Annotated in this window: 12 protein-coding genes; 11 read left to right on the forward strand and 1 reads right to left on the reverse strand. The window is 66.1% G+C overall.

Annotation, left to right across the window (positions count from 1 at the left end; translation table 11 throughout):
- Positions 1–114 precede the first annotated feature (114 nt).
- From recC to K675_RS0108535, 6 genes are all read left to right on the forward strand, one after another.
- Positions 115–3,570 (forward strand): exodeoxyribonuclease V subunit gamma, encoded by a 3,456-nt coding sequence (gene recC, locus K675_RS0108510; protein ID WP_017903090.1) that lies wholly within the window; start codon positions 115–117, stop codon positions 3,568–3,570.
- On the forward strand, positions 3,570–7,259 hold the full coding sequence (recB, locus tag K675_RS0108515) for an exodeoxyribonuclease V subunit beta (RefSeq protein WP_017903091.1): 3,690 nt from the start codon (positions 3,570–3,572) through the stop codon (positions 7,257–7,259). The genes recC and recB overlap by 1 nt, the downstream gene beginning before the upstream one ends.
- Positions 7,256–9,343, forward strand: coding sequence for an exodeoxyribonuclease V subunit alpha (gene recD, locus K675_RS0108520; RefSeq protein WP_017903092.1), 2,088 nt, complete (start codon positions 7,256–7,258; stop codon positions 9,341–9,343). The genes recB and recD overlap by 4 nt, the downstream gene beginning before the upstream one ends.
- A gap of 169 nt (positions 9,344–9,512) precedes the next feature.
- A complete protein-coding gene (locus K675_RS0108525) occupies positions 9,513–9,998 on the forward strand; it encodes a YfiR family protein (RefSeq protein WP_017903093.1) in 486 nt (161 codons plus the stop codon).
- Positions 9,995–11,266 (forward strand): diguanylate cyclase domain-containing protein, encoded by a 1,272-nt coding sequence (locus K675_RS0108530; RefSeq protein WP_017903094.1) that lies wholly within the window; start codon positions 9,995–9,997, stop codon positions 11,264–11,266. The genes K675_RS0108525 and K675_RS0108530 overlap by 4 nt, the downstream gene beginning before the upstream one ends.
- Positions 11,267–11,270: 4 nt before the next feature.
- On the forward strand, positions 11,271–11,774 hold the full coding sequence (locus K675_RS0108535) for an OmpA family protein (protein WP_017903095.1): 504 nt from the start codon (positions 11,271–11,273) through the stop codon (positions 11,772–11,774).
- Positions 11,775–11,949: 175 nt separating this feature from the next.
- On the opposite strand, the gene K675_RS0108540 is transcribed toward K675_RS0108535, so the two are convergent.
- Positions 11,950–12,990 (reverse strand): LysR family transcriptional regulator, encoded by a 1,041-nt coding sequence (locus K675_RS0108540; RefSeq protein ID WP_017903096.1) that lies wholly within the window; start codon positions 12,988–12,990, stop codon positions 11,950–11,952.
- A 132-nt stretch (positions 12,991–13,122) separates the two neighbouring features.
- Here K675_RS0108540 and K675_RS0108545 point away from each other — a divergent pair, with 132 nt between their 5' ends.
- The 5 genes from K675_RS0108545 to K675_RS0108565 all read left to right on the forward strand — a co-directional run bounded on the left by K675_RS0108545 (position 13,123) and on the right by K675_RS0108565 (position 19,750).
- On the forward strand, positions 13,123–14,646 hold the full coding sequence (locus tag K675_RS0108545) for a CoA-acylating methylmalonate-semialdehyde dehydrogenase (RefSeq protein WP_017903097.1): 1,524 nt from the start codon (positions 13,123–13,125) through the stop codon (positions 14,644–14,646).
- Positions 14,647–14,660: 14 nt separating this feature from the next.
- Positions 14,661–15,548: a 3-hydroxyisobutyrate dehydrogenase gene (gene mmsB, locus K675_RS0108550; RefSeq protein ID WP_017903098.1), complete on the forward strand. Its 888-nt coding sequence runs from the start codon at positions 14,661–14,663 to the stop codon at positions 15,546–15,548.
- 126 nt (positions 15,549–15,674) lie between these two features.
- Positions 15,675–18,038 (forward strand): DNA polymerase II, encoded by a 2,364-nt coding sequence (locus K675_RS0108555; RefSeq protein ID WP_026145038.1) that lies wholly within the window; start codon positions 15,675–15,677, stop codon positions 18,036–18,038.
- Positions 18,039–18,201: 163 nt separating this feature from the next.
- Entirely contained in the window at positions 18,202–18,438 is a 237-nt protein-coding gene (locus K675_RS0108560; RefSeq protein ID WP_017903100.1) for a DUF2790 domain-containing protein, read from the forward strand.
- A 94-nt stretch (positions 18,439–18,532) separates the two neighbouring features.
- Complete coding sequence (locus K675_RS0108565) at positions 18,533–19,750, forward strand: cytochrome c biogenesis protein DipZ (RefSeq protein WP_017903101.1); 1,218 nt, start codon at positions 18,533–18,535, stop codon at positions 19,748–19,750.
- The last annotated feature ends 152 nt before the right edge of the window (positions 19,751–19,902 follow it).

Genomic DNA, 19,902 nt, shown 5'->3' on the forward strand with positions numbered 1-19,902 from the left:
GCTCCGCGTGGGAATGCATCACCCGACGCTCCGCGTCACAGGGCCAGCATCATCCTCACCCGACATAGATGTTAAAGTCCTGCCTCCGTTTCTGAATTCTCCAAGGAAGTCCTCATGCCGGACGCGACGTCACTCAATCCTGCGTTCATGGTCGTTCAGAGCAACAGCCCTGAGGAACTACGCAGCCTGGTGATCAACGTGATGCGGCGTTATCCCCTGGCTCCCTTGGAGAATGAAATCGCCCTGGTGCAGAGCAACGGCATCGCCCAGTGGCTGAAGCTGGCCCTGGCCGAAGATGCCGAGGACGACGACTCCGGCGGTTGCGGCATCGCCGCCGCCATCGATGTGCAACTGCCCGGCACCTTCATGTGGCAGCTCTACCGCATGGTCCTGGGGCGCGACGAGATCCCGGCCAAGTCGCTGCTCGACAAGGCCCCGCTGACCTGGCGCCTGATGCGCCTGCTGCCGGAACTGATCGGCCAGCCGCACTTCCAGCCCCTGCAACGTTTCCTGAGCCACGACAGCGACCTGCGCAAACGCTACCAATTGGCCGAGCGCCTGGCCGACCTGTTCGACCAATACCAGGTCTACCGTGCCGACTGGCTGGAGGACTGGGCCGCTGGCCGGCACCAACTGCGCGGCGTACGCGGCGAGATCAAGCCGCTGAGCCCGGCCAACTGCTGGCAGGCCGAGCTGTGGCGCGCACTGTTGCTGGACGTCGGCACCGAGGGCATGGCCCAGAGCCGGGCCGGTGTTCACCAGCGCTTCATCGAGCGTATCAACAACCTCGAAACGGCCCCGCGAGGCCTGCCGCCCCGGGTGATCGTCTTCGGTATCTCCTCGCTACCAGCCCAGGCCCTCGAGGCCCTGGCCGGCCTGGCACGGTTCAGCCAGGTGCTGCTCTGCGTGCACAACCCGTGTCGTCACCACTGGACCGACATCGTCGCCGACAAGGACCTGCTGCGTAACGAATACAAACGCCAGTCACGCAAGGCCGGCATGCCGGTGGTCCTCGACCCAGAAGCCCTGCACCAGCACGCCCACCCGCTGCTGGCCGCCTGGGGCAAGCAGGGCCGCGACTACATCAACCTGCTCGACAGTTATGATGACCCGAGCAGCTACCGGGCGGCCTTTCGCGAGGGTCGCATCGACCTGTTCAGCGACAGCACGCCAACGACCCTGCTCAACCAGTTGCAGGACGATATCCTCGAACTGCGCCCGCTGGCCGAAACCCGTGAACGCTGGCCTGCTGTCGACCCGCGGGAGGATCAGTCGATCCGTTTCGAAGTCGCCCACAGTGCCCAGCGCGAAGTGGAAATCCTTCATGACCAGTTGCTCGCCCGCTTCAGCGCCAACCCGGATCTGCGCCCGCGCGACGTGATCGTCATGGTTCCCGATATCGACAGCTACGCTCCGCATATCCGCGCAGTGTTCGGGCAGCTCGAACGCAACGATCCGCGGTTCATCCCGTTCACCCTGGCCGACCAGGGCCAGCGCGGACGCGACCCGCTGCTGATCGCCGTCGAGCACCTGCTGAAACTGCCTGACAGCCGTTTCCCGGTCAGCGAAATTCTCGATCTGCTCGATGTGCCGGCCCTGCGCGCCCGTTTCAATGTCCAGGAGCGCGACCTGCCGACCCTGCACCGCTGGATCGAAGGCGCGGGCATCCGTTGGGGGCTCAGTGCCGAGCAACGTGCCGACCTTGGCCTGCCCGAGGAGCTGGAGCAGAACAGCTGGCGTTTCGGCCTGCGCCGCATGTTGCTTGGCTACGCCGTCGGCACCGGTGAGGGCTGCGAAGGCATCGAACCCTACGACGAAATCGGTGGCCTCGATGCGGCCCTGATCGGCCCGGTGGTCGCCCTGCTCGATGCCCTGGAAATCGCCCACCGGGAACTCTGCGTGCCGGCTCGTCCGCAGCAGTGGGGCGAGCGCCTGCAGGCGCTGTTGCAACTGTTTTTCCTCGCCAGCACCGAGCATGACGACTACCTGCTGATCCAGCTCGAACAACTGCGCGCTACCTGGCTGGAAACCTGCGAAGCCGTCGACCTGCGGGAAGAACTGCCGCTGACGGTGGTGCGCGAGGCCTGGCTGGCGGGTCTTGACCAGGGCCGCCTTTCCCAGCGTTTCCTCGCCGGTGCGGTGAACTTCTGCACCCTCATGCCGATGCGGGCGATTCCGTTCAAGCTGGTCTGCCTGCTCGGCATGAATGACGGTGACTACCCGCGCGCCCAACCGCCGCTGGACTTCGACCTGATGGGCAGCGACTACCGCCCCGGCGACCGCTCGCGCCGTGAGGACGACCGCTACCTGCTGCTCGAAGCCGTGCTCTCGGCCCGCGAGCAGTTGTACATCAGTTGGATCGGTCGCAGCATCCGCGACAATAGCGAACGTCCGGCCTCGGTGCTGATCGGTCAGTTGCGCGACCATATCGCCAGCGGCTGGCGACTGCCCGGCGCCGACGGCGAACACCTGCTCAAAGCCCTGACCCGTGAGCATCCGTTACAGCCGTTCAGTGCCCGCTATTTCCACGAGGGCAATGCCGGCCTGTTCAGCTATGCGCGGGAGTGGCAGCAGTTGCATCAGCCACCGGCTTCTGCCGAGCTGGCCGAAGAGCTTGCCCCCTACAGCCAGGACGAACCCCTGACCCTGACACAACTGCAGGATTTCCTGCGCAACCCCGTGCGGCATTTCTTCAGCCAGCGCCTGAAAGTCTTCTTCGAGGCCGCCGAGGCGCCGCTGGCTGACGAGGAGCCCTTCGTCCTCGATGCCCTGCAACGCTACAGCCTCAGCGACAGCCTGCTCACGGCCGCGCTGCAGCAGGCGGACGCCCCCCAGCAGGCGTTGAACGACCAGGCCCGCCGCCTGCAGGGCAGCGGTCTGCTGCCCATGGCCGGCTTCGGCGAACTGCTGCAACAGGAACTGATCGAGCCGCTGCCCGGCTTGCTGGAGCGCTACCGGCAACTGCTGACGCTCTGGCCGACGCCGCTGCCCAGCGCCGTGCCGGTCAGCATCGACAGCCACGGCGTGCGCCTGGAAGGTTGGCTGGCCGGCCTGCACCAACGTGGCGATGGCGGCTACCTGGCCGTTACGACGATCCCCAACAGTATCGGCTCGCTCAAGAGCCGCAAATGGCATCGCCTGACCAGGCCCTGGGTCGAGCACCTGGTGGCCTGTGCCTGCGGGTTGCCACTGAACACCGCGCTGGTCGCCAGCGACGACACCCTGCTGCTGCCACCCTTCGAAACGGAACGGGCCAACACGTTGCTTGGTGAGCTGCTGCTGGCCTGGCAGGTCGGCATGCGCCGGCCCTTGCCGGTGGCGGTCAAGACCGCCTTCGCCTGGCTGTCCCAATCGGACCCGGCCAAGGCCGAGGCGGCCGCCCGCAAGGCCTACGACGGCGATGGCGTCAACAGCGAGGGCGAACGGCGGGAAAGTGCGGCCCTGGCCCGGCAGTTCGCCGATTACGACGTGCTGGTCGCCAGCGAAGAATTCGAAGGCTGGTGTGACAGCCTCTATCGCCCCTTGCTCGAAGCACCGTGGCGTTCCCTGGTCAATGAGGAGTCGCGCTGATGAATGACAAGACTCCACTGGCCCTGGCCTTCCCCCTGCGCGGCAGCCAGCTGATCGAGGCCAGTGCCGGCACCGGCAAGACCTTCACTATCTCCGCCTTGTACCTGCGCCTGGTCCTCGGCCATGGTGGCGACGCCGCCGGCTTCGGACGCGAGCTGCTGCCGCCGCAGATCCTCGTGGTGACCTTCACCGACGCGGCGACCAAGGAATTGCGCGACCGCATCCGCACCCGCCTGGCCGAAGCCGCGCGGTTTTTCCGTGACGAGATTGCGCCCCCGGACGACCTGATCGCCCAACTGCGCGCGGAGTACGCCGCCGAGCAATGGCCCGCCTGCGCCAACCGCCTCGACATCGCCGCGCAATGGATGGACGAGGCGGCGGTGTCGACCATCCACGGCTGGTGCCAGCGCATGCTGCGCGAGCACGCCTTCGACAGCGGCAGCCTGTTCACCCAGACCCTGGAAGCCGACCACAGCGAACTGCTCGGCGAAGTGTTGCGCGATTACTGGCGGCTCTATTGCTACAAGATGCAGGGCGACGCGCTGCACTGGGTGCGCGCCAACTGGGTCGGGCCTGACGCGCTATTGCCGAGGGTGCGGGCGCTGTTCGGCAATGTCGAGCGTGACAACGAGGAAGGTACCCCGGAGCCTGCCGAACTGATCGAGGCCTGTCTGCTCGAACGCCGTGAGGCGCTGTTGCAGATCAAGGCGCCCTGGAAGCAGTGGGCGGCCGAACTGCGCGAGATCTGTCTGCAAGGCGTCGCGAGCAAGGCGGTCGATGGCCGCAAGATGCAGGCACGCTACTTCGAACCCTGGTTCGAAAAACTCACGGCCTGGGCCGAAGACCCAGCGTTGGAGCAACTGGACATCGGCACCGGCTTTACCCGGCTGACCCCCGACGGCATGGCCGAAGCCTGGAAGGGTGAGGCCCCACGGCATCCGGCGCTCGACGCGATGGTGGCCCTGAAGGCCAGCCTCGATGCCCTGCCGACCCCCGATGCCGCCGTGCTGGAGCACGCCGCCCGCTGGGTCGGTGCTCGTTTCGAGGACGAGAAGCGCCGTCGCGCAGAAATGGGTTTCGACGACATGCTGCTACGCCTCGACGCCGCGTTGCGCGCCGAAGGTGGCGAGCGCCTGGCCGGGCTGATCCGCGAGCAGTTCCCGGTGGCGCTGATCGACGAATTCCAGGACACCGACCCGGTGCAGTACCGGATCTTCGAAAGCATCTACCGTATCGAGGACAACAGCCCCGACGGCGGCCTGTTCCTGATCGGCGACCCGAAGCAGGCGATCTACGCCTTCCGCGGCGCCGATATCTACACCTACCTGCGCGCGCGCCAGGCCACCCTTGGGCGCCTGCACACCCTGGACACCAACTTCCGCTCCAGCCATGCGATGGTCCGCTCGGTCAATCATGTGTTCGAACGGGCCGAGCAACGCGAGCAGGGGCGGGGAGCCTTTCTGTTCCGCGACGGTAAAGACAACCGGGTCCCATTCGTTTCGGTAGCCGCCCAGGGTCGCAAGGAAGCGTTCCAGATCGATGGTCAGCCCCAGGCCGCCCTGAACGTCTGGCAGTTGTCCTCCGAGCAGCCGCTGTCCGGTGCAATCTATCGCCAGCAACTGGCGGCCAGCTGTGCCAGCGAGATCGTCGGCCTGCTCAATGGCGGGCAGCAGGGCCGCGTCGGTTTCAGCCGCGACGGGCAACTGCAGGGCGTATTGCCCTCGGATATCGCCATCCTGGTCCGTGACGGCAAGGAAGCCCAGGCGGTGCGCGGCGAACTGGCCGCGCGCGGAGTGCGCAGCGTCTATCTGTCGGACAAGGACTCGGTGTTCGCCGCCCAGGAAGCCCACGACCTGCTGACCTGGCTCAAGGCCTGCGCCGAACCGGATGTGGAGCGCCCGCTGCGCGCGGCCCTGGCCTGCATCACCCTGAACCTGCCGCTGGCCGAGCTGGAGCGGCTGAACCAGGACGAACTGGCCTGGGAGGCGCGGGTCATGCAGTTCCGTGGCTACCGTACGCTGTGGCGAACCCAGGGCGTACTGCCGATGCTGCGCCGTCTGTTGCATGACTTCCAGTTGCCCCAGGCGCTGATGGCCCGCAGCGACGGCGAGCGGGTGCTGACCAACCTGCTGCACCTGTCCGAACTGCTGCAACAGGCCTCCGGCGAGCTGGACGGCGAACAGGCGCTGATCCGCCATCTGGGCGAGCACCTGGCGCTGTCCGGCCAGGCTGGCGAAGAGCAGATCCTGCGCCTGGAAAGCGACGAGCAACTGGTCAAGGTGGTGACCATCCACAAATCCAAGGGCCTGGAATACCCGCTGGTGTTCCTCCCCTTCATCTGTTCGGTGAAACCGGTGGATGGCAGCCGGCTGCCGTTGCATTACCACGACAGCGACGGCAAGGCCCAGGTCAGCCTCAAGCCCACCGCGCAGTTGATCGCCCAGGCCGACGACGAGCGCCTGGCCGAAGACCTGCGCCTGCTCTACGTGGCGTTGACCCGTGCCCGGCATGCCTGCTGGCTGGGGGTGGCCGACCTCAAACGGGGTAACCACAACAGCTCGGTGCTGCACCTGTCGGCCCTGGGCTACCTGCTCGGTGGCGGGGCGGTGCTGGGCGAATCCACTGCCCTGACCGGCTGGCTGCGCGATCTGCAACAGGGCTGTCCGGCATTGCTCTGCCAGGAACTGCCGGCGCCCAGCGACCTGGCGTACCAGCCGCCACGCAACCAGGCGACTCTGCTCGAACCGCTGCTGCCCGTGCGCAAGGCCGCCGAGCATTGGTGGATCGCCTCCTACAGCGCCCTGCGCATCAGCGAGCAGTGGGGGCCTGGCAGTGACGAGGCTCCGGAAAGCCCCCAGGCCCAGAAGCTCTTCGACGACGAGCGCCTGGACCCGGACGCGCCGCGCGAAGTGGCCGCCAGTGGTGGTGATATCCATCGCTTCCCCCGTGGCCCGAATCCCGGAACCTTTCTTCATGGTCTGCTGGAATGGGCCGGTGACGAGCGCTTCACGGCCGACCGCGAGCTGATCGAAAAGGCCGTCGCGCCGCGTTGCAACCTGCGCGGCTGGAAGGGTTGGATCGAAACCCTGAGCGACTGGCTCGCTCATCTGCTGCAGGTACCGTTCCGCCTGGGCGACGGCCAGCCGCCGGTGGCACTCAACAGCCTTGCCAGCTATCAGGTCGAGATGGAATTCTGGTTCGCCAGCCACAAGGTCGACGTGCAGCAGGTCGACGAACTGGTGCGTCGCCACACCCACGGCGGCATCGCCCGGGCGGCGGCCGAACCGGTGCTGCTCAATGGCATGTTCAAGGGCTTCATCGACCTGACCTTCGAACACCAGGGCCGCTACTACGTGGCCGACTACAAGTCCAACTGGCTGGGAGCCGACGATAGCGCCTATACCGAGCAGGCCATGGCCGCGTCGATCCTCGACAACCGCTACGACCTGCAGTACGTGCTCTACCTGCTGGCCCTGCATCGCCAGCTCCAGGCACGGGTGCCGGACTACGACTACGACCGGCACATGGGGGGCGCCCTGTATCTGTTTTTGCGCGGCACCCGTGCGCCGAGCCAGGGCGCCTATTTCGCCCGTCCGCCACGCGTGCTGATCGAACAGTTGGACCTGCTGTTCCAGGGCAAGCCCGTGCCGAAATCCGAACCCGCCTGGGAGCAGGGGAGTCTGCTATGAAACGTTCCTTTGCCGACCTGCTGCCCACCGCGCTGAGCGATGACAGCCTCGCCGAATTGGCGCCGCTGAGTCGCGCCGACGACCTGTTGCTGCTGCTCGAACGCTGGTTCGAGCGTGGCTGGGTGCGGGCGCTGGACAAGGCCTTCGTCGCCTTCCTGCATGAACTCGATCCCCAGGGCGATCCGCTGGTACTGCTGGCGGCGGCCCTGACCAGCCATCAACTGGGGCACGGGCATGTCTGCCTCGATCTGTTCGAGACCCTGAGCGAGCCGGACTTCGCCCTGTCGCTGCCGCCGGAAGGCGATGTGCAGGGCGGGGCGCTGCTGTTGCCCTCGCAACTGTTGGTGGCGCTGGACGGCGAGGTCTGGTGCCAGGCGCTGCAGGCCAGCCCGCTGGTGGCACTGGCCGGCGACGAAAGCCTGGAGGCCGGGCAACGGCCGCTGGTGCTCAGTGGCCGACGCTTGTACCTGCGCCGTTACTGGACCTACGAACGGCGCATCGACAGCGCCCTGCGCCTGCGCCTCGCCGAACCGGAAGCCAGCCCGGACGACCTGGCCCGACGCCTGACCGAGCTGTTCGGCGCTGCCGGCAGCGGTGGGCGCATCGACTGGCAGAAACTGGCCTGTGCCCTGGCCACGCGCGGAGCGTTCAGTATCGTCACCGGCGGCCCCGGTACCGGCAAGACTACCACCGTGGTACGTCTGCTCGCCTTGCTCCAGGCCCCGGCGGTGGAGGCGGGCCAGCCGCTGCGCATTCGCCTCGCCGCGCCGACCGGCAAGGCCGCCGCGCGCCTGACCGAATCCATCAGTGCCCAGGTACGCTCGTTGACCATCGACGAGGCGGTCCGCGCGAGGATCCCCAGCGAGGTCACCACCGTGCACCGTCTGCTTGGCAGCCGTCCGGGTACCCGACACTTCCGCCACCACGCCGGCAATCGCCTGCCGCTGGATGTGCTCGTGGTGGACGAGGCATCGATGATCGACCTGGAGATGATGGCCAACCTGCTCGACGCATTGCCGGTGCATGCGCGGCTGGTGTTGCTGGGCGACAAGGATCAACTGGCCTCGGTAGAGGCCGGCGCGGTGCTCGGCGACCTGTGCCGCGATGCCGAGGAGGGCTGGTACAGCGCCGAAACGCGCGCCTGGCTGCAGGCGGTCAGTGGCGAGGATATCGGCACCAGCGGCTTGCGCGAGGCCGCCGCGGGCAGCCATCCGCTGGCCCAGCAGGTGGTGATGCTGCGCCACTCGCGGCGCTTTGGCGAAGGCAGTGGCATCGGCCAACTCGCTCGTTTGGTCAACCAGCAGGCGGCGGATGAGGCCCGTGCGTTGTTGCAGGCGGGCGCGCATGCCGACCTGTTCGCCCTGGCCCTCAAGGGCGAGCAGGACCGCCAGTTCGACAAGCTGGTGCTCGATGGCGAGGGCGTCAACCGCAAGGGCTATCGCCATTACCTCGACGTGATGCGCAGCGGCCGCCCACCGGCCTACAGCGATCTTGACGACCCGTGCTGGGAAGACTGGGCGCGCTCGGTGCTGCGCGCCTTCGACGAGTTCCAGTTGCTCTGCGCCGTGCGCAAGGGCCCCTGGGGCGTCGAGGGCCTGAACCAGCGGATCACCGCAGCGTTGTATGCGCGGCGGCTGATCGACAGCGACCAGCACTGGTACGAAGGCCGACCGGTGCTGATGACCCGCAACGACTATGGCCTGGGCCTGATGAACGGTGACATCGGCATCGCCCTGCGCCTGCCCGAGCGCGATGGACCGGACGCCGGCCGGCAGGTGCTGCGGGTGGCGTTTCCCCGTAACGATGGCCAGGGTGGGGTGCGCTTCGTGCTGCCGAGCCGGCTGAACGACGTGGAAACCGTCTACGCCATGACCGTACACAAGTCTCAGGGCTCGGAGTTCACCCACACCGCGCTGATCCTGCCCGAGGCCTTGAATCCGGTGCTGACCAAGGAACTGATCTACACCGGGATCACCCGGGCCAAGGACTGGTTCAGCCTGTTGGAGCCGCGTGGCGGGGTGTTCGAGGAGGCGGTGCGGCGCAAGGTCAAGCGCCTGAGCGGGTTGATGCTGGAGCTGGGTTAGCGCACGCCCTGGCACTGCCTGGCCACTGATGTGCTACCGTCTTGGCATTATTCTGACGTAACATTGAGAAAATTCTCATATGGACGTGGCTGCGTGGATGATGTGGCGGTTTTCTGGCGCTAAACGGTTGGCATTGTCCGCCATATGCTGCCTGTTCATGCACTCGAGCATGGCCCAGGACACGCAGCCCCGTGGTGCCGCCGACCAGCGCGCGCAGGCCGTGACCCAGGTTGTGCTGGGTATTCTCAGCTACGCCCGCTGGCCGGTGGAGCCGGCGCAGTTGCGCCTGTGCATCGTTGGCCCGACCCAATACACCGACGACCTGGTCAAGGGCACGGCCCAGGCGTCGGGCCGCCCGGTGCAGGTCCAGCGCCTGCTGGCCAATAGCACGGCCGTCGCCAGCAGTTGCGACGCGGTCTACATCGGCCAGCTTTCCGCCGAGGAACGCAGCCAACTGTTCGCCGCGCTGGCCGGGCAAGCGGTGTTGAGCATCAGCGAAGCAGGCGACCAGTGCACCGTCGGCAGCCTGTTCTGCCTGCGCGTCAGCGACGACCAGGTCGCATTCGAGGTCAACCTGGACTCGGTGGCCCGCAGCGGCGTGCGCATTCATCCCAGCGTCCTGCAACTGTCCCGCCGGCGAGCCGCACAACCATGATCGGTCTGCACAAGCCTGACAATCGCCGCAGCCTGCGTTCGGTGCTGGGACGCGGGCATATGCTGGCCGCGCTGGCGGCGGTCGGCCTGGTCAGCGTTTCGCTGACCTTGCTCGGTGTGCTGGCGTTGCGGGTCTACGCCGACCACAACCTGCACCTGATCGCCCGTTCCATCAGCTATACCGTCGAGGCGGCGGTGGTGTTCAACGACCGTGGCGCGGCGGCCGAGGCCCTGGACCTGATCGCCTCGACCGAAGAAGTGGCCGACGCCGAGATCTTTACCGCTGGCGGCCAGCGCCTGGCTCACTGGCAGCGCCCGGAAACCGGTCTGCTGTCGCGGTTGGAAATGCGACTGGCGAGGAGTCTGCTGGAGCAGCCCATCGAACTGCCGATCCTGCATCAGGACCGGGAGGTCGGCAGCGTCCGCCTGACCGGCCATGGCGCCAGCCTGATGCGCTACCTGCTCAGCGGTCTGGCCGGCATCCTGGTGTGCAGCGTGCTGGCGGCCTGGCTTGGCCTGCACCTGGCCCGTCGGCTGCTGCGCGGGATTCTCGTGCCATTGCGCAGCCTGGCCGAGGTGGCCCACGCCGCCCGTAGCGAACGGGCCTTCGACCGCCGGGTACCGCCGGCGCGGATTGCCGAACTGGACAACCTCGGCAACGACTTCAATGCCCTGCTCGATGAGCTGGAGGCCTGGCAGGCGCACCTGCAGAGCGAGAACCAGACCCTGGCGCACCAGGCCAGCCACGACAGCCTGACCGGCCTGCCCAACCGGGCGTTCTTTGAAGGCCGGTTGATGCGTGCCTTGCGTAATGGCGCCAGACAGGGCGAGCGGGTCGCGGTGCTGTTTCTCGACAGTGACCGTTTCAAGGAAATCAACGATACCTTCGGCCATGCGGCGGGCGATGCGGTGTTGGTGGCCGTGGCTACGCGGGTACGTGCGCAACTGCGTGAGGATGACCTGGTGGCGCGGCTCGGCGGTGACGAGTTCGCCGTGCTGCTGACCCCGCTGCACAACATCGAGGACGCCGAGCGGATTGCCGAGAAGATCATCGCCAGCATGGAGCTGCCGATTCCGGTACCCGGCCCGACCCCGGTCGTCACGTCGCTGACTATCGGCATTGCCGTCTACCCCGATCACGGCAACACCCCGGCCTCGCTGCTCAATGCCGCCGATGCCGCCATGTACCAGGCCAAGCGCCTTTCCCGTGGCAGCCAACACACCGCGCAGTCGGAGCACTGCGCTGCTTCAGTCCCCACCCGGAGTTGAACCCTTGCTGATCTTTACCCAACGTTCCCTGCGCTTTTTCAGCGTTGCCCTGTTTGCCGCGCTGCTGGCCCTCGGCGGTTGTCAGACGGCGGCGCAGAAAGGCCTGACCCCGGCGCAGGTTGCCGTCCTCAAGCAGCAGGGCTTCCAATTGACGGATGATGGCTGGGCCTTTGGCCTGTCGGGAAAAGTGTTGTTCGGCAGCGACCTGGACGGCTTGAACAAGGAAAGCGAGACCATCGTCCAGCGTATCGCCAAGGCCCTGCTGAGCGTGGACATCCAGCGGGTGCGGGTGGACGGGCACACCGATGCCTCCGGCAAGGATGAGTACAACGAACAGCTCTCGGTACGCCGGGCCAACAGCGTAGCGACGGTCCTGCGGCAGTCCGGGATGAAACCGGAAAACATCCAGGTCCGCGGCCTGGGCAGCCGCGAGCCGGTGGCCAGCAACGGCACCGTGGCCGGGCGTACGGAGAATCGTCGGGTGGCGATCGTGGTGATTGCCGACTGACCCTGCCGGGGCAGAGTTGCGCCCCGTGGCGAGCGGGCTTGCCCGCGCTGGGCTGCATGGCAGCCCCAGAACCTGACAACTGGGTGTGTCAGGCAAAATGGGGCTGCTGGTTTTACGGCTGCTTCGCAGCCGAGCGCGGGCAAGCCCGCTCGCCACAGGAGATTGCTGTCCCCGCTCAAGATCTACCCCCACAGCCCTCATGCCTTGCTGGTGGCATGTACTCAAAAATGGTGTGTTTTTCTTTTGGTGGTTGAGAGCTTGTGGTGTCCTGGTCGACGAACCGCAGCTCCTGTGCTTCACCCAGCAGCAACGGCCGATTCAACTCCGTGACTTCGCGGATGTAGTCCCACAACAGATTGATCCGCTTCAACTTCCTCAAGTCCTCCCGGCAATACATCCAGAACTGCCGGGTGACACTCACCTCGTCCGGCAGCACCGGCAGCAGGTTCGGATCCTGCGCCGCCAGGAAGCACGGCAGGATCGCCAGCGCCCGGCCTTGCTGCGCCGCGACGAACTGGGCGATCACGCTGGTGCTGCGCAGGTTGGCGGTGGCGTTGGGCAGCAGATTGGCCAGGTACAGCAGCTCGTTGCTGAAGGCCAGGTCATCGACATAACTGACGAAGCGGTGCCGCCCCAGGTCGCTGGCGTGGCGGATCGGCGGGTGCTGATCCAGATACGGCTGGGTCGCATACAGCTGCAGCCGGTAGTCGCACAGCTTGCAGCAGACATACGGTCCGTGCTCCGGCCGCTCCAGGGCGATGACGATATCGGCCTCGCGCTTGGACAGGCTGATGAAGTGCGGCAGCGGCAGGATATCCACCGAGATCGCCGGATAGGCGTCGACGAAATGGCTCAGTTGCGGGGTGATGAAGAAGCTGCCGAAGCCCTCCGTGCAGCCCATGCGCACATGCCCCGAGAGCGCCACGCCAGAGCCCGAGACCTGCTCGCAGGCCATGTGCAGGGTGCTTTCGATGGACTCGGCATAACCCATCAGCCGCTGGCCTTCGGCGGTCAGGACGAAGCCGTTGGTGCGCGACTTTTCGAACAGCAGGGTGCCCAGGGCCGTCTCCAGCGAACTGATGCGCCGTGACACCGTGGTGTAGTCCACCGCCAGGCGCTTGGCCGCGCTGCTGGCCTTGCGGGTACGGGCAACCTCGAGGAAAAACTTCAGGTCGTCCCAGTTCAATGAACCCAAAGACGTGATGTTTTTTTGCATGTTGGTCCGGTTTTTATGTGCGTTCTTATTAGAAGAATGCACATCTATACTCCAAAAACAGTCCAGTCACCATGCTCGGGCGTCGCGGCGCCCGCCCAGGATTCGGCCATTACAATAATTCAGGAGACTTCCATGAACGTTTCTCTCAAGCCCGACGCCACCCTCAAGACCGCCCGCCTATTGATCGACGGCGAATGGGTCGAATCCCAGAGCAGTGAATGGCACGACATCGTCAACCCGGCGACCCAGGAAGTGCTGGCCAAGGTGCCCTTCGCCACCGCCTCCGAAGTGAACGCCGCGATCGATGCCGCTCAGCGCGCCTTCCAGACCTGGAAGCTGACCCCCATCGGCGCGCGCATGCGCATCATGCTCAAGCTGCAGGCGCTGATTCGCGAACACTCCAAGCGCATCGCCGCGGTGCTCAGCGCCGAGCAGGGCAAGACCCTGGCCGACGCCGAGGGCGATATCTTCCGCGGCCTGGAAGTGGTCGAGCACGCCTGCTCGATCGGCACCCTGCAGATGGGCGAGTTCGCCGAGAACGTCGCCGGTGGCGTCGATACCTACACCCTGCGCCAGCCGATCGGTGTCTGCGCCGGGATCACCCCGTTCAACTTCCCGGCGATGATTCCGCTGTGGATGTTCCCGATGGCGATCGCCTGCGGCAACACCTTCGTCCTCAAACCGTCCGAGCAGGATCCGCTGTCGACCTTGATGCTGGTGGAACTGGCGCTGGAGGCCGGCGTGCCGGCGGGCGTGCTCAACGTGGTGCACGGCGGCAAGGAGGTGGTGGATGCGCTCTGCACCCACAAGGATATCAAGGCGGTGTCCTTCGTCGGCTCGACCGCCGTCGGTACCCACGTCTATGACCTCGCCGGCCGCCACGGCAAGCGCGTGCAGTCGATGATGGGCGCCAAGAACCATGCGGTGGTGCTGCCCGATGCCAATCGCGAGCAGACCCTCAACGCCCTGGTCGGTGCCGGTTTCGGCGCGGCCGGCCAGCGTTGCATGGCCACGTCGGTGGTGGTGCTGGTGGGGGCGGCGAAGCAGTGGCTGCCGGGCCTCAAGGCGCTGGCGCAGAAGCTCAAGGTCAATGCCGGCACGGAGCCGGGCACCGACGTCGGCCCGCTGATTTCCAAGCGGGCCAAGGAGCGGGTGCTGGGCCTGATCGAGAGCGGCATCAGGGAAGGCGCCAAGCTCGAACTGGACGGCCGCGACATCGTGGTACCGGGCTTCGAGCAGGGCAACTTCGTCGGCCCGACCCTGTTCTCCGGGGTGACCACCGACATGCAGATCTACACCCAGGAAATCTTCGGCCCGGTGTTGGCGGTCATGGAGGTCGACACCCTCGACGAGGCCATCGCGCTGGTCAACGCCAACCCGTTCGGCAACGGCACCGGCCTGTTCACCCAGAGCGGCGCCTCGGCCCGCAAGTTCCAGAGCGAAATCGACATCGGCCAGGTCGGCATCAACATCCCGATCCCGGTACCGGTGCCGTTCTTCAGCTTCACCGGTTCGCGCGGCTCCAAGCTCGGTGACCTCGGCCCTTACGGCAAGCAGGTGGTGCAGTTCTACACTCAAACCAAGACGGTCACCGCGCGCTGGTTCGATGACGACAGCGAGAACCATGGCGTGAACACCACCATCAACCTGCGCTGAGCGAGGAACGGGCCATGAAGATCGCATTTATCGGACTGGGCAACATGGGCGCGCCGATGGCGCGCAACCTGATCAAGGCCGGGCACAGCCTGAACCTGTTCGACCTGAACCACACAGTGCTCCAGGAACTGGCGGCCCTCGGCGGGACCATCAGCACTTCGCCCAGGGCCGCGGCCGAGGGCAGCGAACTGGTGATCACCATGCTGCCGGCCGCCGCCCATGTGCGCAGCGTCTGGCTGGGCGAGGACGGCGTGCTGGCCGGGATCGGCGCCGGCGTGCCGGCGGTGGACTGCAGCACCATCGATCCGCAGACCGCCAAGGACGTAGCCGCCGCAGCGGCGAAGCAGGGCGTGGCCATGGCCGATGCGCCGGTGTCCGGTGGCACCGGCGGCGCCGCGGCCGGGACCCTGACCTTCATGGTCGGTGCCTCCAGCGAACTGTTCGCCACCCTGCAACCGGTGCTGGCGCAGATGGGCCGCAACATCGTCCATTGCGGCGAGGTCGGCACCGGGCAGATCGCCAAGATCTGCAACAACCTGCTGCTGGGCATCTCGATGATCGGTGTCAGCGAGGCCATGGCCCTGGGCGCCGCCCTGGGCATCGACACCCAGGTGCTGGCCGGAGTGATCAACAGCTCCACCGGGCGTTGCTGGAGTTCCGACACCTACAACCCCTGGCCGGGCATCGTCGAAACCGCTCCGGCGTCCCGTGGCTACACTGGTGGCTTCGGTGCCGAGCTGATGCTCAAGGATCTCGGGCTGGCCACCGAGGCCGCTCGCCAGGCTCACCAGCCGGTGGTGCTCGGTGCCGTGGCGCAGCAGTTGTACCAGGCCATGAGCCTGCGCGGGGAGGGTGGCAAGGACTTCTCGGCCATCATTGGCAGCTATCGCAAACCCGAGTAAGGTTTTTTTCCGAGGGCTCGCGTCGGGCGGGCCCTCGGTTTTTTCCGGGCGGGCTGCCCAAACGTTATCCGCGTATCCCCCGACACAGTAGAATTACCGCCAGGAATCGATTTCGAGGTGGCGGTGGTGGATCTACAGCAGGGTTTTGTCCTGACCCGGCATTGGCGCGACACTCCCGCAGGTACCCAGGTCGAATTCTGGTTGGCGACCGATGACGGGCCGCGTCACGTGCGCTTGCCGCCGCAGCCGTCGGTGGCGTTCATTCCCGTCGCCCATCGCGAACGTGCCGAAAGCCTGTTGCGCAACGAGCGCGGCGTCGAGCTGCGTCCACTGGAACTGCTGGATTTTCATCACCGACCGGTGCTCGGCCTGTACTGCCAGCAGCATCGGCAGTTGATGAACCTCGAGAAGCTGCTGCGCCAGGGCGGGGTGGATGTCTACGAGGCCGATGTCCGCCCGCCCGAGCGGTTCCTGATGGAGCGCTTCATCACCGCACCGGTGCTGTTCGCCGGCACGCCAAATGCCGAGGGGCCGCTGCTCGATACCCAGCTCAAGGCGACGCCGGACTACCGGCCACGGTTGAAGCTGGCCTCGCTGGATATCGAAACCACCCGGCGTGGCGAGCTGTATTCCATCGCCGTGGAAGGCTGTGGCGAGCGCCAGGTGTACATGCTCGGCCCGCCCAACGGCGATGCCAGCCAGGTCGACTTCAACCTCGAGTATCGGGAGAGTCGTGGTGAACTGCTCGAAGCCCTGAATGACTGGCTGGCCCGGCACGATCCCGATGCGATCATTGGCTGGAACCTGGTGCAGTTCGACCTGAAGGTGTTGCATGAACATGCCCAGCGTCTGAACGTCCCGCTGCGCCTGGGGCGTGGCGGCGATGTCATGGGCTGGCGCGATAACGGGGCACGCAATACCCATTACTTCGCGGCGGCGGCCGGTCGGCTGATCATCGACGGGATCGAGGCGCTGCGCTCGGCGACCTGGAGCTTTCCGTCCTTCAGCCTCGAATACGTCTCGCAGCACCTGCTCGGCGAGGGCAAGGCGATCGACAACCCCTACCAGCGCATGGACGAAATCGACCGCATGTTCGCCGAGGACAAGCCGGCCCTGGCGCGCTACAACCTCAAGGACTGCGAACTGGTCACGCGGATCTTCGACAAGACCCAACTGCTGACCTTCCTGCTCGAACGGGCCACCGTCACCGGCTTGCCGGCCGACCGCAGCGGTGGCTCGGTGGCGGCCTTCACCCATTTGTACATGCCGCTGATGCACCGCCAGGGCTTCGTCGCGCCGAACCTTGGCGAGCGCATGCCCGAGGCCAGCCCCGGTGGCTTCGTGATGGACTCGCGACCGGGCCTCTACGAGTCGGTGCTGGTGCTGGACTACAAGAGCCTGTACCCGTCGATCATCCGCACCTTCCTGATCGACCCGGTGGGACTGATCGAGGGCCTGCGGCATCCCGATGACAGCGAGTCGGTGGCGGGCTTTCGCGGGGCGCGTTTCTCCCGTACGCGGCATTGCCTGCCGGCGATCGTCGAGACGGTCTGGCAGGGCCGCGAGGCGGCCAAGCGCGACGGCAACGCGCCGTTGTCCCAGGCGCTGAAGATCATCATGAACGCTTTCTACGGCGTGCTTGGCTCCAGTGGCTGCCGCTTCTTCGACACCCGGCTGGCATCGTCGATCACCATGCGCGGGCATGAGATCATGCGCCGTACCCGGCAACTGATCGAAGCCCAGGGCTACACGGTGATCTACGGTGACACCGACTCGACCTTCGTCTGGCTCAAGCGCGCCCATGGCCAGGAGGAGGCCGCGCAGATTGGCCGCCAGCTGGTGGCCGGGGTCAACGACTGGTGGCGCGAGCACCTGCAGCGCGAGCTGGGCCTGAGCAGCGCCCTGGAGCTGCAGTTCGAGACCCATTTCAGCCGCTTCCTGATGCCGACCATCCGCGGCGCCGAGGAGGGCAGCAAGAAGCGTTACGCCGGGCTGGTCATCCGCGCCGACGGCAGCGAGGAGATGGTCTACAAGGGCCTGGAAACCGTGCGCAGCGACTGGTCGCCGTTGGCGCAGGAATTCCAGCAGGAACTGTACCGGCGCATCTTCAGCCGCCAGCCCTACCAGGACTACGTGCGCGATTACGTACGGCGCACCCAGACCGGCGAGCTGGACGATCTGCTGGTGTATCGCAAGCGCCTGCGTCGTCGGCTGGGCGACTATGAGCGCAATGTTCCACCGCAGGTACGGGCGGCGCGCTTGGCCGATGAATACAACGTTGCCCAGGGGCGCCCACCGCAATACCAGAGCGGCGGCTGGATCAGCTATGTGATCGCCCTGGCCGGGCCGGAACCGCTGGAAGTGCGCCGTTCGCCCATCGACTACGAACACTACATCACCAAGCAGTTGCAGCCGGTGGCGGACGCGATCCTGCCGTTCGTGCAGGACGATTTCACCACCCTGATCGGCGGGCAGATGGGCCTGTTCTGAGGGTTTTGTATGGCAATGTATCTGAGGGCGCCGTTGATACGTGCGGACTTCAGAACCCCGGCCTGCGCACACATTCGAGATACCTCAAGGGCGTCAAATAGGTTCCAGGGAGGCAGACAACACTGGCTCCAACCAACCGAACGACAACTTTGAGGAAATCGCCATGAAACTGAAAGCACTCTGCACCGCCGGCCTGTTCTCTGCCCTGAGCCTCCTGGCCATCGCCGCCCCGGCCCAGGCCGCCATCGCCAAACCGGACATCCAGCATGTGGTGTCGATCACCACCGACGCCATGGGCAGCTGCGACGTCGCCAAGGCGCACCTGACCTACCTGGACTCCCAGGGCCAGACCCACACCCTGGAATACGGCAAGTTCGCCAGCTGCAACCTGGGTAGCTGAGCCCTTGGGCATCGGTTCCGCGAACGCTCTTCCACCCGCATGAAACCGTACCGCGCCGCGGCCGGTTTCATGCCTGCTTCTGTCAGGTGACCTCATGCTGCTTATCGCTTTCCTGGGCGGGATACTGACGGTGCTCAGTCCCTGCATCCTGCCGGTCGTACCCTTTCTTTTCGCCCGTGCGGACCGTTCCCGCTCGTCGGTGCTGCTGCCGCTGGGCGGCATGGCGCTGACCTTCGCGCTGGTGTCGAGCCTGGCCGTGGTCAGCAGCGGGTGGGTGATCCAGGCCAACGCCGCCGGTCGTCAGGTGGCGCTGATCGTGATGGCGCTGTTCGCGCTGTCGCTGATTTCCGCCCGCGCCGGTGCCTGGCTGTCGCGGCCGTTCGTCTTGCTGGGCAATCGCCTCGATCCGGCGGCGCGCCAGTTGTCCGGGCCGTTGGCGGCGCTGCTGGTCGGTGTCGCCACCGGACTGCTGTGGGCTCCGTGCGCCGGGCCGATTCTCGGCGTGATCCTGACCAGCGCCATGCTCCAGGGCGCCAACGCGCAGACCAGCGTGCTGCTGCTGGCCTATGGCCTGGGCAGTGCGTTGTCCCTCGGTACGCTGATCTTCGCCGGCCGGGGCCTGGTCAACCGGCTCAAGCCGTCGATCCCGGTGACCGGCTGGCTGCGGCGTGGCGCCGGTGTACTGGTGCTGCTGTCGGCGGTGCTGATCTCGACCGGGGCGAACAACACCCTGCTCGCCGGCACCTCGTCACAGGGCGCGGCGTCGGTGGAGCAGAGCCTGCTCAAGCAGATCCCGCGGGCCATCGACTATGTGATCAGCAAGGCCAATGCGGCCACGGCGGTCGACCTGGAGCCCAAGGGCAGGATGCCGTCGCTGGACGGTGCGGTGGAGTGGTTGAACTCGGCGCCGCTGGATCGTGAATCCCTGCGCGGCAAGGTGGTGCTGGTGGACTTCTGGACCTTCGACTGCATCAACTGTCAGCACACCCTGCCTTACGTGAAGGACTGGGCGAAGAAGTACGGGAAGGACGGGCTGGTGGTGATCGGCGTGCATACCCCCGAGTATGCCTACGAGAAGATCCTCGGCAATGTCCGCCAGCAGGTGAAGCAACTGGGGATCGATTACCCCGTGGCGATCGACAACGACTATCGGATCTGGCGGGCGTTCGATAACCAGTACTGGCCGGCCCACTACCTGATCGATGCCAAGGGGCAGGTGCGCTACACCCATTTCGGTGAAGGCCGTTATGACGAGCAGGAGAAGGTCATCCAGGCCCTGCTGCAGGAGGCCAAGGCTGGCAGTGCCAGCTGAGTCCCGGCGCCAGGCAGTGATAGCCGCAAAGTCCCGCGACGGGCTTTGCGGCTTTTTTGTGGGTGCTGTTCGAGCCGTGCATGACGCTGTTGTATCAGACTGTGTACCCAGCCCGACGCCATACACTGCGCGACCTTATCGCTGGTTCGCGA

Origin of the sequence: Pseudomonas fuscovaginae SE-1 (genome assembly GCF_000364705.1) — a bacterium.
Taxonomy (GTDB): Bacteria; Pseudomonadota; Gammaproteobacteria; order Pseudomonadales; family Pseudomonadaceae; genus Aquipseudomonas; species Aquipseudomonas fuscovaginae_A.